Source organism: Bartonella grahamii ATCC 700132, from assembly GCF_000518085.1.
GTDB classification, from domain to species: Bacteria; Pseudomonadota; Alphaproteobacteria; order Rhizobiales; family Rhizobiaceae; genus Bartonella; species Bartonella grahamii.
Genome location: NZ_KI912377.1, coordinates 82,684 through 101,250 on the forward strand (window position 1 = coordinate 82,684; position 18,567 = coordinate 101,250).

The window sequence follows — 18,567 nt, forward strand, 5'->3', positions numbered from 1 at the left end:
TAGTGTCATAGTGTCATAGTGTCATAGTGTCATAGTGTCATAGTGTCATAGTTCAAAAAATCTCTTTCTTTCGTAATATTCAAAGTACTGGAAGAATTTTATAAGTTTTTATCATTATTTTTTATGGAATTCATCGCATCATACATGTAAAGCCAATTGAGATCTGACATAATGCTCTCTGGTGTACGAATTTTCATCATGAGATTGCGTGCAATTGCTATAGGACCGGTTGCGTGATAGACTAATCTATTGAAATCTCCGCGTTTTTTTACTGCTACAATACGGGGGGTGCGTGTTGTTTCGTAAAGCGAAAGTGCTTTCGTTAATGAAAAATCTTTCAATGAAAGTGCTTCTGCTAATGTGGCAGCATCTTCGATTGCCATAGCGGCACCTTGCGCTGCAAAAGGTAAGGCTGCATGTGCACAATCGCCAACAAATACTTGTCTCTCTAAGCCGATAAAACGATTTTGTTTCATTTGAAAGAGTGGCCAATAGCTCCATTCATCGATATGATCAAAGATTTGTAAGATTTTTGAATTCCAACCTTTAAAAAGAGATTTGAGTTTTTCTTTATCTCCTTTATGAGCCCATCCTTCTTTTGAATTTTCTCCATGCGTAATGGCGACAAAATTAAAAATTTTTTCTGACGATTGAATGGGATAGACAACAAGATGGTTTTGGGGTCCCATCCAAGCTGTAATTGTCTTCATATTTTGCAATGAAGAACGAAATTTTTGAGGAAGATGATCAAATGTTGTTGTTGCACGCCAAGCAATAAAGCCACTAAAATTTGCTCTTTCATGAAAGGGAGATTGTTTCCGTAATGTTGACCAAACTCCATCACATCCGATCAGGAGGGGCGTTGAATGAAGCTGTTCTGTTGTTGTATCTGTTTTTATTGTCTTTATTTTAATGTTGGTTGCAGATTGGGTAGAAGATACAATCGTTTCGCCTGCTTTGTATTTGATCAAAGGATTTTCAATTACTGCATCATATAAAATTTTTTGTAAAGCCGCGCGGTGGATCGTCATATAAGGGGCTTTCCAATATTTTTCTGTTAGATTGATAAGATGAGCCCGTAGATGTATTTTTAAAGATAATCCATCTTTTAACTCAAGAAAATGTGGGATTGTCGCGACTTCAGTGAGTTTGTTAAGAAGTTCCCAGCGAGCAAGAATAGATGTTGCATTTGGTGTCAGTTGAATACCAGCACCTATTGTTTCAAGTTGCTTACACTTTTCGATAATGGTGCTTGCAATTCCTTTATGAGCGAGTGCTAAAGCGGTGCTTAAACCAGCAATTCCTCCTCCAACAATGAAGGGTGATCGGTTCACAAATGATTCCATATTAAACAAGCAGAATTAAAAGAGTGGTTATTAAGAAAGCCCAAAAACGCGATTATAATAGCTTTTCTGGATGATATAAACATCCTGTTGGGTTTGTTTGATTGTATGATAGCGAGGGAACATAACGATAAAGGGTTGAGCAATAAGGGCAAATTTTCTCATCTGCTTCTCCCATGTCGATAAAGATATGGGGATGATCGAATGGTTGTGTAGCGCCTACACACATAAATTCTTTCACACCAATTTCGATTGTTTTATATCCAAGGTCATTTTGGAAATGGGGAATATTGTGATCAGCCATGGCGTACAAACTCCAGAATAAATTGTCTCATCAGCTATAATTGGGCTCTTTTATTTTATAGGCGTGAGTTTGTAATAAAGCTTATAATAATGCAAGCTGCTTTTTAAGACAAATTTCTCCTCCTTTTATGCTATATTAGAATAATTGTCGTGTTTTTAGCGCTTTGCGCATAGAAATAGTTCCAAATATTTTTAAATATTAAATGGAAACACGATGAGAAAAGTTAGGCATTGATATATTATTATGATGATAACACATTATAAAATGTTATATGGGATATTTCGTCAAGGATTTTAGAAAATATAAAGGAAAATTATTTAGGATATATGGAACAGAGGGTGGTAGATAAAATTTCTATATCGAATATAACAATGAAAAATCCGGTACGGTTTATTAATCGAGAGTTTTCATGGCTACAATTTAATAATCGTGTTTTGATGGAAGCGGCTAATTCTAAACATCCTTTATTAGAACGTCTACAATTTCTTTCTATTTCAGCGGCAAATCTTGATGAGTTTTTTATGGTTCGTGTTGCAGGACTAGCAGCTCAAATTCGTGCTCGCGTTACAGCGTGCAGTGCAGATGGACACACTCCACAGGAACAACTTGATATTGTATTAGCTGAGATTTCAAAGTTGCAGGCTCGCCAACTACGAGAATTGAATGTTTTACGTGATGAATTAAAAAAGAATGATATTGAAATTATTTGTTCTGATGATCTTTCAGAAATTGAAAAATCCTGGCTTGAAAAATATTTTCTTGAGACAATTTTTCCTGTTTTAAAACCTTTGCCTGTTGATTCTACTCATCCTTTTCCATTTATTCCTAATTTAGGGCTTTCTATTGCTCTTCAATTGTCTGGAGAAACTGATCAGAACTTACACACAGTGTTGTTGTCTATTTCAATGCTTTTAAGGCGTTTTATTCTTCTTCCTCAAGAGGGTAATCATTTTCGTTTTATTGCATCTGAAGATGTTATTTGCCTTTTTATTAAACATGTATTTCCTAACTATGAGGTTAAAGGAATTGGTACATTTAGAGTAATCCGAGATAGTGATATTGAAGTAGAAGAAGAAGCTGAGGATCTTGTTCATTTTTTTGAAACTGCTCTCAAAAGGCGGCGCCGTGGGCAGGTTATTCGAGTTGAATTTGACGCAAAAATGCCAGAGAGTTTACGCCAGTTTATAGCGAATAGTCTTGCTGTTCCTGATAATTGTATTAATGTTCTTGATGGATTTTTAGCGTTTAATATGGTATCAGAAATTGTTTCTATCCCCCGTAATGATCTCAAATTTATTCCTTATATTCCCCGTATTCCAGAATGTATTCGTGAACATAAAGGGAATTGTTTTGCGGCTATTCGTGAAAATGACATTGTGATTCATCACCCTTATGAGACATTTGATGTTGTTGTCCAATTTTTACGTCAAGCTGCTTGCGATCCTGATGTTGTGGAAATTAAACAAACACTTTATCGTACATCAAATGATAGTCCAATTGTTGGCGCTTTGATTGAAGCAGCTGAACAGGGGAAGTCTGTGACTGCTTTGGTAGAACTTAAAGCACGTTTTGATGAGGAAGCAAATATTCGTTGGGCACGGGATCTTGAAAGTGCTGGGGTTCAAGTTATTTTTGGTTTTATTGCATTAAAAACTCATGCCAAGATGTCATTGGTTGTGAGACGTGAGGGAAAACGTCTTTGCTCTTATGTTCATCTTGGAACAGGAAATTATCATCCCATTAACGCTAAAACTTATACGGATCTTTCTTTTTTTTCCAAGGATGATGATATCGCTCATGATGTTGCGTTATTGTTCAATTATATTGCGCAATATGAGCGTCCGAATGAAACAATGAAGATTGCTTTTTCACCCTTAACATTGCGTGGTCGTATCTTAGAGCATATTGAGGGAGAAATTGCTCATGCACAACAGGGAAGGTTTGCTGCTATTTGGATGAAAGTTAATGCATTGGTTGATCCTGAAATTATTGATGCTTTATATCGTGCCAGTCAAGCAGGGGTGCAAATTGATTTGGTTGTGCGGGGGATATGTTGTTTACGTCCTCGTATTCTAGGAATTTCAGATAATATTCGTGTAAAATCAATTGTCGGGCGTTTTCTTGAACATAGTCGCATTTTTTGTTTTGGGAATGGTCAAGATTTGCCTAATGAAAATGCACTTGTTTACTTAGGTTCTGCTGATATGATGCCTCGTAATCTAGACTATCGTATTGAAATATTGGTTCCAGTTTTTAATAAAATAGTGCGTCAAAAAATTCTTTTACAAATTATGTTGGCTAATATCATTGATAATCAACAAAGCTTTGATATACTTAAGGATGGAGCATCAAAACGTATCACACCGCAGATAGGTGAAAGTCTGTTTAATGCGCAGGAGTATTTTATGGCTAATACAAATTTTGCGGGGAGAAAAGAGTCCTTTGAATCTTCTGTTTCGCGCTTGATTGCGTTGCGTCGGCAACAAGCCGAAATACATAAAGATTAAAATCCAATGACATATATAGATGCTCAAGGTCGGTTAAAAGGGCGTAAGCCTGTTGCTGTTATTGACATTGGCTCAAATTCTGTTCGGTTGGTTATTTATGAGGGGCTTGTTCGCTCACCAACGGTTTTGTTTAATGAAAAGATTCTTTGTGGTCTTGGTCATGGTGTGGCAAAAACAGGATTTTTAGAAGAAAAATCGATGAAAATGGCGTTGCAAACACTGAAACGGTTTCGTACGCTTTGTCGACAGATTGGGGCAGATGAGGTCTATACTTTAGCAACAGCAGCAGCACGAGATGCAAAGAATGGTGTAGCATTTATTCAGCATGCTGAATATATTTTGCAAAGTAAAATATATCTTCTTTCAGGAAGTGAAGAAGCTATGTATTCAGCATATGGAGTTGTGTCTACTTTTTATCAACCAAAAGGTATTTCTGGGGATCTTGGTGGTGGAAGTCTTGAGCTGATTGATATTGATCATTCTGATGTTGGTGAAGGGATAACTCTCCCATTGGGTGGTTTAAGGCTACAGTATATGTCAAATAATGATAGTGCTGTAGCTACAAAAATTGTACATGAGCAACTTTATAAATCGTCTATTGTTCGTACTCGTAAAGGTATAGCACGTTATTTTTATGCAGTGGGGGGGACATGGCGTAATTTGGCAAAACTCCATATGGCAATGAAACACTATCGGCTCCCTGTTATGCATGGCTATGAAGTTGATGCCGTTGAAATGGAGAACTTTTTACGTCTTGTAGCACGTGGCAATATTGATAATATGAGGGGGATTGCAGCGGTTTCTCAGAATCGTCGGAAACTTTTATCTTATGGGGCAATAGTTCTTATTGAACTCATTCAGTGTATGGAGTTTGAAAAGATAATTTTTTCTGGTGCTGGCGTTCGTGAAGGTTTTCTTTATTCACGATTGCCGCAGGCGCTTCGACTTTCAGATCCTCTCATTGCAGCATGCACAGAAATGGCTATTTTACGGGCACGTTCACCAAAACAAGCAGAAGAACTCATTGATTTTACGACGAATGCTTTTGAAGTTTTTGGAATTTCAGAAACTGAAAATGAATGCCGTTATCGTCAAGCCGCTTGTCTTCTTGCGGATATTGGTTGGCGTATACATCCAGATTATCGAGGCAATGAAGCAGCAAATCAAATAGCTTTAGGATCTTATCCAGGAATTTCTCATGAAGGGCGCCTTTATGCGGCGCTTGCTGTTTTTTTTCGTAATACAAGTTTACTGGTTGATAAAGAATCTCTCCCCATTTTTCAATTAGCAACTCAAAATATAATTGAAAAAGCACGTATTCTTGGCGAAACTATGCGGATTGCTCATCTTTTTAGTGCTTCTGTTGCAGGTATTTTACCTCATCTATTGTGGCGTAAAAAAGAAGATCATATTATTTTGCAGATCCCAAAGAATTACGCTGGGTTATTAGGAGAACGTCCTCTTGGACGATTAAAAAAGTTATCAAAAATAATAAAAAAACCTCTTGCTTTTGAAATTTTTTGATTTTTTTCTAATTTATTCGGGCTTTTAATAGTGCCATTGACAAGGGATAAACTAGGCAACCTATCATCATGAGCTGGACAACGGGGGGGGGCTTGTTCCATAACGCCCGTGTCATCCCCCACGCAAGGCATTTGTAATGCCCTGAGCATTCATAAAAGAAAACACAATTTTTTATCCTGCTACTGGCGTCACAGGATGGAATTTGCACTTTCACGGTCCGCTAAAAGAATATCATTTTCTGTCATTATAAAATTCTTTCACTATAAAAAATAGAAACAAATCATAAGCATTTATTAACCATATTTTTGAATCCTTTGAAAGGTATTTAATTTATAAAAAACAATATTTTATCATATAATTTCTGATGTGATTATTTATGATTCTTATTGAGACGATATGAGAGAAAAGAGAGAGAAAGTCATCCACAAATAATGGGGTTATGTATCCCATATCTTAGCTTTGATCTGTAACATAAGCCGTCCATTTATCCATATAGACACGGCGCTGTTCTAGATAGTCTGTTCGACGATAGGCACCGCTCTACTTGTCTTCCGACTGTATGACCTAGGATGGTTTCTGCGATTTCATAAGGGGTATCGGTTGTTTCAGTGAGCCAATCGCGTAAACTAGAACGAACCCCATGGGGGCAGACATAAAGTTTATTTTTTCTCATATACTTTGACATACAATTCTGAGCAAGGGGTCTACGACTGGTTGCAGAAAAAAAGAAAACATTGCAAGAAAGCAAGCGCGCTTGTTTTAAAATTTCTGATGTCTTTGTTGATCAGGGCACGCGAAATTCTGTTGTAGCGTCATGCAAACCGTTCATATTCTCAGCAGGGATAGTCCATATACCCCCATCCACTTGATTTTATGAATATGACACAAAGGAAAAGTGCGAATCCTGTAAGGATGCGTAGACGCAAAGCCAATAGTGTTAGGATTGTTGTTTGGCAAAGTGTTTTTTATAAAAAGATGGTACATCTCTTCAACCCATTGCTGATAAATTTTGTGTTTTATGGCGTTGTTTTCTTAAGAGAGAGTGCTTTTTCTGTTATTTGTAAATCAACATTCAAATCTAAGGCGCAGTATGTTTGAGATAAAGATTAAGACGGTTCAAGTGCTTTCTTTGCTGTTGCATCTTTTGTGTACCAAATTGGGGCAAGGGTATTGCGTATCTCTGTTTGTATACTCTCTGAAACAGGCAGACAGCCTAATTTGGGGAGAATATGAAGGCGTAAAGATAAGACCAATCCCCAGCTTTTCCATTATTTTTGAATTCAGCTTTACGGCTTTCAAAGGCATCTAGAGCAATGTATTTGAAGTAACGGAGATTATGCATTGCCTCACGTTTTTGTTTGTTGCGTTCTTTAATAGGGTCACGACCTTCACGTAAAATAGAACGCCATTCGGTTGCACATTCACGAGCTTTTTTAAAGAGACATCTCTCAAGGCACCCAAGCCCATTTCACGGCGGCGTCCATGAATTGTATAACGATAAAGCCATTGAGCACCACTATCTTTACGTTTGTGAAGAAGCAAGCCGGCACCATCATTATATTTGCTAGCTCCCAATGTTGCGACAGCCCTTGGCACTTGAGACGATTCATAAGAGCCATTTTAGTCCTTTCTTGTACAGTTTTTACCCATACGCCAGCCCCGCTTATGGTGTGCAAGAGAATGGTTTTGATTGTTAGATTGTAATCTCGGTAGTTTTTTAATACGATATGGTGACGTGAGGCATTATATCTTTGTTTGTTCCTATTGCTAGGCTGCTATTTTTGTAACGAATGCGCTTTTATTATAAGAACTTTTTCTTTTTAAAACTTTTAAATGAGGAGCTGTCTGTGTTTTTAGATTTTTGTAATAAGATTGCTATTTGATTGACCTGATAAAGATTTAGCTGTCATTTTTAATAAGAGTTTACTATTTAAGTTTTTAACTTTGTCAGAAGTAGGCTTTAGTTATTCTATTTGCGTTGGTCCATAGGGCATACCAATTTATGTAGATAATAAGTAGCGTAATGGATTTTTAAAAATGAAAATGTAAATTAAAGCTGTTTTGTGCTTATTTTTCCATCGTTAAAGTAAAACCCTATTTGCCCCTTTAGCAGTTGTTCGGCTTTTTTACCAAAAATTTCATAGCGCCAGCCATTCATAGCGGGAATATTTTTCTTTATTCCTCCATTGGCAATTTTTTCTAAATCATTAGATGTTGCAATAATTTTAGGGGCAATGCTGTTTTCGCTTGCAACAATTTTTAATAACACTTTGAGCAGATCGATAACAGCGGCCGTCGTATCATTGAGTGGATTATGTTTAGGAATGGGGGGTAAAGTAGAAAGATCCACCTCTAAACCTTCGTGGACAGCTTTGATTAATGATTGAGCAATTGAGAGTTTATCCCAATTCTTATTAAGACTGCGCAATCGTTTTAATGCAGATTCATCTTTTGGTTGTTGGGTTGCTATTTCTATAAGACATTCATCTTTTATGATATGACGACGTGGCATATTGTATCTTCGTGCTTCACGTTCACGCCAAGCTGCTATCTTTTGTAATACAGCAAGTTCACGAGGCTTTTTAATTTGTCCTTTCACTTTTTTCCATGCTTCATCTTCTGGCATATCATAGGTTTTAGGATTTAAAAGGATTGTTAGTTCATCATCCATCCAGTGAGCACGTTGATTTTTTTCTAACCTTTTTTTCAATAACAGGTAAACATCTCTTAAATAGGTTACATCGGCAAGTGCATAAAGCAGTTGTTTTTCAGACAAAGGTCGGCAACTCCAGTCTGTAAAGCGGGAAGATTTATCAAGATGATGCCCCGTGCAACGTTGTACAATTTGATCATAGGAGATAGAATCACCAAACCCACAAATTGATCCTGCTATTTGCGTATCAAAGAGAGGGGAAGGAATAACACCTCCAAGATGATAAATTGTTTCAATATCTTGGCGCGCAGCATGAAAAACTTTTACAACTTTTTTATCGATCATAAGGTCAAAAAAAGGTTGTAAATCAATATCTGGTGCTATGGGATCAATCAAAACTGTGACATCTGGTGATGCGAGCTGGATTAAACACAGTTGAGGCCAAAAAGTTGTCTCGCGGATAAATTCAGTATCGACTGTTACAAAATCAGAGGTACGTAGAGCGTTAAGTGCAATTTCAAGATCTGTTGTTTGTGTAATAAGATTCATCATTTTATTATAATTCGATAAATTAAATTTGTCCTTTATTGACTTTATTTTTGAGTTTTTATTCTCATATCTTGACAAATGGTTATTAAAAAGCGTTTGTAGCGCATATGAATATTATAATCAAAGGCAAAAAACATGCACCGTTATCGCAGTCATCATTGTGCGGCTCTTCGTAGATGTGATGTAGGAGAACAAGTCCGTCTTTCGGGATGGGTTCATCGTGTTCGTGATCATGGAGGAATTCTTTTTGTGGATTTACGTGATCATTTTGGAATTACACAAATTGTTGCTGATCCTGCTTCGCCGGCTTTTAAAGTTATTGAAAAAGTGCGTTCTGAATGGGTTATTCGTGTGGATGGAGAGGTATGTGCACGTTCTGATGAGGTTATTAATGCAACGCTTCCAACAGGTGAGATTGAAATTGTTGCACAAGAGGTAGAAATTCTTTCAAAATCTGATGAACTTCCTTTACCGGTTTTTGGTGAGCCTGATTATCCAGAAGATATTCGATTAAAATATCGTTTTCTTGATTTGCGTCGGGAGACTATGCACAAAAATATCATGCGTCGGACTGAAATTATTGCGGCTATGAGACGGGCTATGCAAAATAATGGTTTTACGGAATTTACGACGCCACTTTTGACAGCTTCATCGCCGGAAGGAGCACGTGATTTTTTGGTTCCAAGTCGTGTTCATCAGGGAAAATTTTATGCGCTACCGCAAGCACCACAGCAATATAAACAGTTGTTGATGATGTCAGGTTTTGATCGTTATTTTCAGATTGCTCCATGTTTTAGAGATGAAGATCCAAGGGCCGACCGTCTTCCTGGTGAATTTTATCAATTAGATGTTGAAATGAGTTTTGTTGAGCAAGAAGATGTTTTAGCAACTATGGAACCTATTATGCGTTCTATTTTTGAAGAATTTGCAGATGGAAAAACTGTGACACAGAGCTTTCCTCGCATTTCCTATGATGAAGCAATGCAAAAATATGGTTCTGATAAGCCTGATCTACGTAATCCGATCATTATGGAAGATGTTTCTCAACATTTTTATAATTCTGGTTTCAAAGTCTTTTCTCAAATTTTAGCGAATGATGAGAATGCACAAGTGTGGGCTATTCCGGCTAAAACGGGTGGAAGTCGTGCTTTTTGTGATCGTATGAATGTATGGGCACAAGGCGAGGGGCAACCAGGGCTCGGTTATATTTTTTGGCGTGAAGAAAAAGGAAATTTTGAAGGAGCAGGGCCTATCGCCAAAAATATTGGTCAACAGCGAGCTGAAGCGCTCCGTATACAGCTTGGACTTGAAAGTGGTGATGCTTGTTTTTTTGTGGCTGGAGATCCAAAAAAATTCGCATCTTTTGCTGGAGCAGCCCGTACACGGGTAGGGGAAGAATTAGATCTTCTCGATAGAGAGAGTTTCTCTTTGGCTTGGATTGTTGATTTTCCATTTTTTGAATGGAATGAAGATGAGAAAAAGATTGATTTTGCACATAATCCTTTTTCCATGCCTCAAGGGGGAGAAAATGCTCTTGAGACCCAAGATCCTCTTACTCTTAAAGCTTTTCAATATGATCTTGTTTGCAATGGTTATGAAATTGCATCAGGTGGAATTCGTAATCACTTACCAGAAATGATGCTTAAAGTTTTTGAACTTGTAGGACTTTCTAAGGAAGTTGTGAAAGATCGTTTCGGTGGTCTTTATCGTGCATTCCATTATGGGGCTCCGCCACACGGTGGTATGGCTGCGGGAATTGACCGCATCATTATGCTGTTGCAAGGTGTTAAAAATTTGCGTGAAGTTGCTTTATTTCCTATGAATCAACAGGCACTTGATCTTTTGATGAGTGCTCCGTCTGATGTTTCTCCCACACAATTACGTGATTTAGGAATCCGTATGGCTCCTACTCACAAAAATAGCTCATAAAGTTGATTATGGATTGTTTTCATCTTTTTCTTATGTAGAGTGAAGTTTTGATGCCTCTCAAGAGCATCATGTGTGTGTGCTGTTTGTGAAATTTAGATAGACAAAAACGCCATTGTGTTGATTCTTTACGAGGCATTTTTATTCCTTGTTTTTATAATGCCTCTCCCCCTTGTGATAGGTGAGGAAATGATTGTGATTGTTTTATCATGAATAAATTAGAAATAAGAGAATTCTATAAGTTTTGGGAGTCTCATTTTAGTTGAAAAAAATGAATTATCTTTATAAGTCAATATATTATTTATTTTTTGTTGAAGTTTTTACAATGTTGTAGCAGAGAATTGTGTCTCTTCGTTTTTATGAGAATAATACGGTTTTCTATTCTATGAACTTATTCTGAAAAGTTTAAATTTTATAAGCTTTGAATATTTTTTTAGTTTTTCATAGAAAAACTGAATGGGGTTGTTATACAATTTATCTTTATAATAAAAGGTGATGTTTGAAAAGTGCTTTTGTCATTCCAAAAAGAGATGAAATAACCCTTTGTGAGCAGTTAAATTATTGTCGGATTTGACAAAGCTTTCAATAAATCACTTAGGACAAGGGGGGAAGGACATGTATAAATTTTTCAAATTGATATAATTTTCTGTTCATGTTCTAATCGCAGCGTTTGTTTTTATGTAATTGACTTTTAATAAAAAAGTCGACTCATAGAAGATTTCATTAAATAAATCCTATAAAATAATTTCTTATTATTGTGGGAATTGTTATTTTAATACTATGTCTGATAAAATGAATTTACCTTTTGATAAAGAACATATTGAACCAATAGAATTACGTTCTGCTTTACAGGAACGTTATTTGGCTTATGCACTTTCTACGATTACACACCGTGCATTGCCTGATGTACGTGATGGATTGAAGCCTGTCCACCGGCGGATTGTTCATGCGATGCGTCTTCTCAAACTAAATCCTGGACAGTCTTATGCGAAATGCGCGCGGATTGTCGGTGATGTCATGGGAAAATTTCATCCTCATGGGGATGCATCTATTTATGATGCTTTGGTGCGCTTGGCTCAAAGTTTTGCTGTTCGTTATCCGTTGGTTGATGGGCAAGGCAATTTTGGTAATATTGATGGTGATAATGCTGCTGCCATGCGTTATACGGAAGCACGTATGACTGAAGTGGCTGCATTGTTACTTGAAGGAATTAATGAGAATGCTATTGATTTTCGTTTAACCTATAATGAAGAAGATGAAGAGCCTGTTGTTTTACCAGGAGCTTTCCCTAATCTTTTAGCAAATGGTTCTTCTGGTATTGCTGTTGGTATGGCAACATCTATTCCACCCCATAATGTTGCTGAGCTTTGTGATGCAGCGCTCCATTTGATTGCGCATCCCGATGTAAATGATGAGGAATTAAATCAATTCGTTCTTGGTCCTGATTTCCCGACAGGGGGAATTTTAGTTGAGCCTAAAAAAAGTATTGAGGAATCTTATCGTGTTGGGCGTGGATTCTTTCGTTTGCGTTCACGTTGGCATCAGGAATCGGGTAGCCGTGGTTCTTATGTGATTGTTGTGACTGAAATTCCTTATCAGATTCAAAAGTCACGTCTTATTGAAAAAACAGCAGAGTTATTGCTTGCACGGCGATTGCCAATGCTTGAGGATATCCAAGATGAATCAGCAGAAGATATCAGAATCGTGCTGGTTCCTAAAAATCGTACGGTTGATCCGGAGCTTCTTATGGAGTCTCTTTTTAAATTGACTGATTTTGAAGTAAGATTTCCCCTTAATCTGAATGTTTTGTCTTTGGGAAAAATACCCAATGTTCTCTCTTTGCGTGAGAGTTTACAGCAATGGCTCGAACATCGTCAAGAAGTCCTTATTCGTCGCTCTCATTATCGGCTTGATCAAATTGATTGTCGATTAGAAATTCTTCATGGATATCTTATTGCCTATTTAAATCTTGATGAGGTTATTCAGATTATTCGTGAAGAGGATGAACCTAAAAAGCAGCTGATTAGTCGTTTTGAATTAACAGAAAATCAAGCTGAAGCTATTCTTAATATGCGCTTACGTTCTTTGCGTAAGCTTGAGGAATTTGAAATTCGTAAAGAATTTGAAAGTTTGAAAGCTGAAAAAGAAAAGCTACAGAATTTGTTGGCTTCTCCTATAAAACAATGGAAAATAATTTCAGAAGAAATCAAAAAAGTTCGAAATACTTTTGGTCCTGAAACACCCTTAGGGAAAAGACGTACGACATTTGAAGAGGCACCTAGACATGATCTTGATGATATTCAACAGGCAATGATCGAAAAAGAGCCGATTACTATTGTTATTTCTGAAAAGGGGTGGATGCGTGCTTTGAAGGGACATTTGAACGATTATAAAGCACTTTCTTTTAAAGAAGGAGACAGTTTAAAGTTAGCATTTCCAGCATTTACGACCGACAAGATTGTGCTGATAAGTACGGGGGGAAAGTTTTTTGCTATTGGTGCAAATAGTTTACCTGGAGGGCGGGGACATGGTGAACCTATTCGTCTTTTAGTTGATATGGATGATGAGCACGATGTCCTTACAGCTTTTGTGCATCACGCTGAGGAAAAATTGCTCTTGGTTTCATCTCACGGTAATGGTTTTATTGTTTCTTCTGCAGAAGTGATCGCCAATACACGAAAAGGAAAGCAAGTGATGAATGTGAAAGCTCCTGATAAGGTAAAGCTTTGTGTTCAAGTAAATGGTGATCATGTTGCGGTGGTTGGAGAAAACCGTAAAATGCTTATTTTTTCTATTGAACAAATACCAGAAATGAATCGCGGTAAAGGTGTTCGTTTACAGCGTTATAAAGAAGGTGGTGTTGTTGATGCCAAGACTTTCAATTTATCAGAAGGCTTAAGTTGGCAAGATACAGCTGAACGAATCTTTAACCGTCAGGCGGACGATCTCTTTGAATGGATGGGAATGCGTGCGGGAGTCGGGCGTTTGGTTCCAAGAGGATTTCCAAAATCAGGAAAATTTATTAATTAAATGTATTTTATAAATGGGAAAATTCCCTATGGTTTTATGATTGTGTAAGATATTAATTTATAAGGATAATTTATTATTTTTTATATTGAAAAAAACCTAAAGCGTGAGTTTTTTCTATTTCGATCTTGTTCAGGTTAAATCAATCAAAACTGTTTTTTAACATTACAGCATTTATGGGTGCTGTCGTGAAATGGTTTGATATTTTGAGAGCTGTACCTTTAAACAAACAATGTGACTGTTTAACACAAGAGTGTTCTATTTGGAGATGTTTTATTTGTCTGATCGGTTTATCTCCTTATTGTCTAAGAGAGATGTTATTAATCTTTCGTAGTAATATTTATTCGTTAGGATTGCTATGATATTGCCTAAAAAGATGCCCACGTTCAGCCCATAAGACGAGAAGTATGGCAGCGAGACTCAAAAAGAAAAATCCTGCTGAGTTTGGGATGGTTGTTTCATCAAATTGTTGGGCAATAAAAAAGCTGAGTCCTGCACCGATAGATGTTTGAAGAAAGCCAGATACAGAAGAAGCTGTTCCAGCAATTTCCCCCACAGATTCGAGAGCGAGTGTATTGAAATTGGCCATAATGCCACCGCAGGCAAACATCAGTATACAGAATAACAGCATGTAAAAAGCAAAAGGAAGAATACCATCTGTTAAGATAGAGCCAATAAACCATACACATGAAGTGATACAAAAGAGCAAAAGCATAGTATGAGCAATACGCCGCATTCCAAGGCGTCCAACGAGTTGAGAGTTCATGAATGATGAGAAAGCCTGAAATGCAGCACCAACTGCAAAGGCAATAGGGAACCAAAGTCCTAGATTATAGATCCCTTCATACGTTTGTTGTGATGTATTAACGGCAGTAAAGATACAGCCTAAAATAATCGAAGTTGCTAGTGTATAGCAAAGTGTTGTGCGATTGGTTATTACAATCCATAAATTATGTTTGACTGAAGAAAAGGAAAGAGAGCGTTGCGTATAAAGAGTTTCCGGCAAGCGGAATTGAATCCAAATCATCAATCCGAAACCAATCATTGCCATGAAAATAAAAATATATTGCCAATGTCCAAGCAGTAAAATGATCTGTCCTGTTGCGGGACCAACCATTGGTGCAACAAGAAAAACCATCATAACAATAGACATAACTTCTGCCATTTTTCGACCACTGTAAAGATCACGTACGACGGAAACTGTAAGAACCCGCATAGCAGCTCCTCCAATACCTTGTAAGATACGCAAAATAAGTAAGAGAGAAAAATCAGTTACAAAGGCACAGCCAATCGCCGTAAATGAATAAAAAGCAAGACCAATAAGAATAAGTTTACGTCGTCCATACCTATCGCTTATTGGACCGAAAAATATTTGAGCAATACCATAGCTAATAAGATAACTCGAAATGATATAATGTTGATCATTTTCATTGAGAACATTTAAGCCATCTAAAATATTAGGCATAGCTGGCAGCATAATATCAACAGCTATAGCGTTAATAGCCATGAGCGAAGCAATAAGAATAACAAATTCTTTATAGCCAATTTTTTTTCTAATCGCATCACTATGCGTTTGTTCATCGACTGAATATGACATATGGCATCCTTGAAATAGAAATTTCGTCTGAAAACAGCTCTTTTTAAGAGTCTGAATAAAATGAAAGATACCTATGATTGATTACAGGGAATATTTTTTTCTTTCAAAAGTTCCTGTAACTCATTGTTTTGAAACATCTCTTTAACAATATCACAGCCTCCGACAAATTCACCCTTGATATACAGCTGTGGAATTGTTGGCCAATTTGAGTAATCTTTAATTCCTTGACGCAATTCGTTAGAAGTTAAGATATTAATTCCTTTATAATTCAATCCTAAATAGTCAAGGATTTGAACAACTTGTCCTGAAAACCCGCATTGCGGAGCGTCAGGTGTTCCTTTCATGAATAAAATGACGTCGTTTGTTTTAATCTCGTTGTCAATAAAATCATGAACAGTGGTCATTTTTATCCCTCGATATTTCAGATTTTTATAAGTGTGTAATTTATATTCATACTGTTTTTAATCGTATTAAATGAGTGAATGCAAGAAGAAATTTTAGATTATTTTGGGATATTTGTTTGCAACATTAAGGCGTGAAGGTCATTTCCCATATTGCCTTTAAGGGCATCATAGACCATTTTATGTTGTTGAACACGGGTTTTACCACGAAAGCTTTCAGAAATAACTTCTGCAGCGTAATGTTCTCCATCTCCAGCAAGATCACGAATTGTTACAGTAGCATCAGGAATGCCTTCACGAATAAGCGTTTCAATTGCATGGGCACTCATTGCCATCATTATTCTCCTATGTTATTCATTTTTTATAAAGGCTGTTTAAGAGAAAAAAACAATTTTTACTCTTCACCCATAAATTGTGGAAACCAGTTTTCATAGGCTTTTGTGAGTTTGTCTACTGAAAGTGTTAATATCCCATCTATAATGAGAGAAGTTCCCTCAACTTGACCTAACTCTGTTAAAGAAACTGTATTGATTTGTGCGCGCTCTTTAAGACTATTGAGAGAGTGAGGTTTGACGGCTAAAAGATAACGTCCTTGGTCTTCTCCAAAAAGTTCTGCATGATGGGGTGATTTGTTGCTTAACGTTACTTTGATTCCTTTACCTGCTTTAATCACCATTTCGGCAAGTGCTATCGCTAATCCTCCGTCAGAAATGTCATGAGCAGCATGAATAAAACCGCTATTAATGGCATCTCGAACAAATTGACCATGCTTTTTTTCAAGTTGTAAATCTACAGGGGGGGGGGCACCTGCATCAATATTTAAAATGTTACGTGCATAAATTGATTGTCCTAAATGAGAGCCGCAATTTCCTACTAAAACAAGAATATCTCCATTTTGCATACCACTTATTGTTACCATTTTAGACCAATCATTAAGAAGTCCTACACCAGCAATTGTGGGGGTTGGAAGAATGGCTTCCCCATTTGTTTCGTTGTAAAGAGAAACATTGCCTGAAACGATAGGAAAATCGAGGATTCTACAAGCTTCTCCTATACCTTTAATAGCTAAAACCAGCTGTCCCATAATTTCAGGTTTTTCAGGGTTACCAAAATTGAGATTATCTGTCGCAGCCAGTGGTGTTGCACCTGTCGTACTAATATTTCGCCAGCATTCTGCGACAGCTTGTTTTCCTCCTTCATAAGGGTCTGCTTCACAATAACGAGGTGTTACATCAGAAGAAAAAGCAAGAGCACGTTTGCTGTTGTTTCCTACACGGATAACGCCTGCATCACCTCCTGGACAAACAAGGCTATTTCCTTGGATAAGGGTATCATATTGTTCATAAACCCATCGCCGTGAACTTTGATCAGCAGAATTCAATAAGGATAGAAGCGCATCACCAAGATTTTCAACCTTTTTGACGTCTTCTGCTTTCAAGGGTGTTTTTTTGGCCGGTTCACTCCAAGGACGATCATAAACAGGCGCTTCATCACCAAGCTCTTTGATGGGAAGATTGACAACTTCTTCTCCTTGATGAAATACACGAAAACGTAAATCATCGGTTGTTTTTCCAATGATAGAAAAATGCAGCCCCCACTTATGAAAAATTGCTTCTGCTTGCTTTTCTAGTTCTGGTTTAAGAACCATGAGCATGCGCTCTTGACTTTCAGAAAGCATCATTTCATAGGCTTTCATGTTTTCTTCTCGAACAGGAACTGTATCGAGATTAAGCTGTATCCCTAGATTTCCTTTTGCACCCATTTCAACGGCAGAAGAGGTGAGTCCTGCTGCCCCCATATCTTGAATAGCAACTACGGCTCCAAGTTCCATGAGCTCTAAACATGCTTCAAGAAGACATTTTTCTGTAAAAGGATCACCTACTTGAACAGTTGGGCGTTTTTCACTGATTGAATCATCAAATTCAGCAGAAGCCATTGTTGCTCCACCGACACCATCACGTCCTGTTTTTGCACCAAGATAAACAACAGGGAGTCCAATACCTTGCGCTTTAGAATAAAAAAGGGCGTTTGTCTTTGCAATACCGGCGACAAAAGCGTTAACAAGGATATTGCCATTATAACGCTCATCAAAATTTACTTCTCCACCAATAGTTGGAACGCCGAAAGCATTGCTGTAACCACCAATTCCAGAAACAACACCAGAAACAAGATGGCGTGTTCTTGGGTGATCAGGAGCACCAAATCGCAATGCATTCATAGCAGCAACAGGACGGGCTCCCATTGTAAAGACATCACGTAAAATACCACCAACACCTGTCGCTGCACCTTGATAAGGTTCAATATAAGAAGGGTGGTTATGGCTTTCCATTTTGAAAACAACACATTGCCCTTCGCCAATATCGACAACACCAGCATTTTCACCGGGTCCTTGGATGACACATTTTCCTTCTGTCGGAAGAGTCTTTAGCCATTTTTTAGATGATTTATAGGAACAATGTTCGTTCCACATTGCAGAAAAAATTCCTAGTTCAGTAAATGTTGGTTCTCTACCGATTAACGTCAGGATACGTTGATATTCATCCTCTTTTAGCCCGTGTTGTGCAATGAGTTCTGGTGTAATAGTGATGTTATTGCAAGGCTTCATGAGTATTTATCCGTTAAATTAATCGAAATTTAGCATTTTTATTTTTTTAATCTAGTAGCTTATATTATAAGCAATAATGTTGTTTAATAATAAATAGTTATAGATAGTAAGCTGAAGATTTTGTTCGTTTG

The 18,567-nt window shown here is 37.3% G+C and carries 11 protein-coding genes and 1 pseudogene; 4 read left to right on the plus strand and 8 right to left on the minus strand.

The window, feature by feature from the left end; genetic code table 11:
- Nucleotides 1-98: 98 nt before the first annotated feature.
- Both U736_RS0109150 and U736_RS12000 read right to left on the minus strand, forming a co-directional pair.
- Nucleotides 99-1,346 (minus strand): FAD-binding protein, encoded by a 1,248-nt coding sequence (locus U736_RS0109150; protein WP_015856503.1) that lies wholly within the window; start codon nucleotides 1,344-1,346, stop codon nucleotides 99-101.
- Nucleotides 1,347-1,398: 52 nt separating this feature from the next.
- Complete coding sequence (locus tag U736_RS12000) at nucleotides 1,399-1,647, minus strand: zinc-finger domain-containing protein (RefSeq protein WP_015856502.1); 249 nt, start codon at nucleotides 1,645-1,647, stop codon at nucleotides 1,399-1,401.
- A 326-nt stretch (nucleotides 1,648-1,973) separates the two neighbouring features.
- On the opposite strand from U736_RS12000, the gene U736_RS0109160 reads away from it, so the two are divergent.
- Entirely contained in the window at nucleotides 1,974-4,154 is a 2,181-nt protein-coding gene (locus U736_RS0109160) for an RNA degradosome polyphosphate kinase (RefSeq protein ID WP_015856501.1), read from the plus strand.
- A gap of 6 nt (nucleotides 4,155-4,160) precedes the next feature.
- Nucleotides 4,161-5,678, plus strand: a complete 1,518-nt coding sequence (gene ppx, locus U736_RS0109165) for an exopolyphosphatase (RefSeq protein WP_015856500.1) — start codon at nucleotides 4,161-4,163, stop codon at nucleotides 5,676-5,678.
- Between the two features lie 453 nt (nucleotides 5,679-6,131).
- Here the strand turns inward: ppx and U736_RS12940 are convergent.
- Nucleotides 6,132-7,297, minus strand: a pseudogene (locus U736_RS12940) (tyrosine-type recombinase/integrase).
- A gap of 431 nt (nucleotides 7,298-7,728) precedes the next feature.
- Nucleotides 7,729-8,883: a ribonuclease D gene (gene rnd, locus U736_RS0109185; RefSeq protein WP_015856499.1), complete on the minus strand. Its 1,155-nt coding sequence runs from the start codon at nucleotides 8,881-8,883 to the stop codon at nucleotides 7,729-7,731.
- Between the two features lie 132 nt (nucleotides 8,884-9,015).
- Here rnd and aspS point away from each other — a divergent pair, with 132 nt between their 5' ends.
- Both aspS and parC read left to right on the plus strand, forming a co-directional pair.
- Nucleotides 9,016-10,809 (plus strand): aspartate--tRNA ligase, encoded by a 1,794-nt coding sequence (gene aspS, locus U736_RS0109195; RefSeq protein ID WP_015856498.1) that lies wholly within the window; start codon nucleotides 9,016-9,018, stop codon nucleotides 10,807-10,809.
- 777 nt (nucleotides 10,810-11,586) lie between these two features.
- The gene (gene parC, locus U736_RS0109200) at nucleotides 11,587-13,836 is read left to right on the plus strand and encodes a DNA topoisomerase IV subunit A (RefSeq protein ID WP_015856497.1); all 2,250 of its coding nucleotides are present in this window, start codon (nucleotides 11,587-11,589) and stop codon (nucleotides 13,834-13,836) included.
- A gap of 337 nt (nucleotides 13,837-14,173) precedes the next feature.
- On the opposite strand, the gene U736_RS0109205 is transcribed toward parC, so the two are convergent.
- From U736_RS0109205 to purL, 4 genes are all read right to left on the minus strand, one after another.
- Nucleotides 14,174-15,430 (minus strand): multidrug effflux MFS transporter, encoded by a 1,257-nt coding sequence (locus U736_RS0109205; RefSeq protein ID WP_015856496.1) that lies wholly within the window; start codon nucleotides 15,428-15,430, stop codon nucleotides 14,174-14,176.
- Nucleotides 15,431-15,501: 71 nt separating this feature from the next.
- Entirely contained in the window at nucleotides 15,502-15,834 is a 333-nt protein-coding gene (gene grxD, locus U736_RS0109210; protein ID WP_015856495.1) for a Grx4 family monothiol glutaredoxin, read from the minus strand.
- A 98-nt stretch (nucleotides 15,835-15,932) separates the two neighbouring features.
- Entirely contained in the window at nucleotides 15,933-16,166 is a 234-nt protein-coding gene (locus U736_RS0109215; protein ID WP_005773427.1) for a BolA/IbaG family iron-sulfur metabolism protein, read from the minus strand.
- Between the two features lie 59 nt (nucleotides 16,167-16,225).
- Nucleotides 16,226-18,436 carry a phosphoribosylformylglycinamidine synthase subunit PurL gene (gene purL / locus U736_RS0109220; protein WP_026500723.1) on the minus strand — a complete coding sequence of 737 codons (2,211 nt, stop codon included), beginning with the start codon at nucleotides 18,434-18,436 and terminating at the stop codon, nucleotides 16,226-16,228.
- Between the last annotated feature and the right edge of the window lie 131 nt (nucleotides 18,437-18,567).

What these genes read in the sequence shown, in the direction of transcription:
- U736_RS0109150 (WP_015856503.1), bottom strand. Translation starts at nt 1,346, where the DNA reads ATGGAATCATTTGTGAACCGATCACCCTTCATTGTTGGAGGAGGAATT.
- U736_RS12000 (WP_015856502.1), bottom strand. Translation starts at nt 1,647, where the DNA reads ATGGCTGATCACAATATTCCCCATTTCCAAAATGACCTTGGATATAAA.
- U736_RS0109160 (WP_015856501.1), top strand. Translation starts at nt 1,974, where the DNA reads ATGGAACAGAGGGTGGTAGATAAAATTTCTATATCGAATATAACAATG.
- ppx (WP_015856500.1), top strand. Translation starts at nt 4,161, where the DNA reads ATGACATATATAGATGCTCAAGGTCGGTTAAAAGGGCGTAAGCCTGTT.
- rnd (WP_015856499.1), bottom strand. Translation starts at nt 8,883, where the DNA reads ATGATGAATCTTATTACACAAACAACAGATCTTGAAATTGCACTTAAC.
- aspS (WP_015856498.1), top strand. Translation starts at nt 9,016, where the DNA reads ATGCACCGTTATCGCAGTCATCATTGTGCGGCTCTTCGTAGATGTGAT.
- parC (WP_015856497.1), top strand. Translation starts at nt 11,587, where the DNA reads ATGTCTGATAAAATGAATTTACCTTTTGATAAAGAACATATTGAACCA.
- U736_RS0109205 (WP_015856496.1), bottom strand. Translation starts at nt 15,430, where the DNA reads ATGTCATATTCAGTCGATGAACAAACGCATAGTGATGCGATTAGAAAA.
- grxD (WP_015856495.1), bottom strand. Translation starts at nt 15,834, where the DNA reads ATGACCACTGTTCATGATTTTATTGACAACGAGATTAAAACAAACGAC.
- U736_RS0109215 (WP_005773427.1), bottom strand. Translation starts at nt 16,166, where the DNA reads ATGGCAATGAGTGCCCATGCAATTGAAACGCTTATTCGTGAAGGCATT.
- purL (WP_026500723.1), bottom strand. Translation starts at nt 18,436, where the DNA reads ATGAAGCCTTGCAATAACATCACTATTACACCAGAACTCATTGCACAA.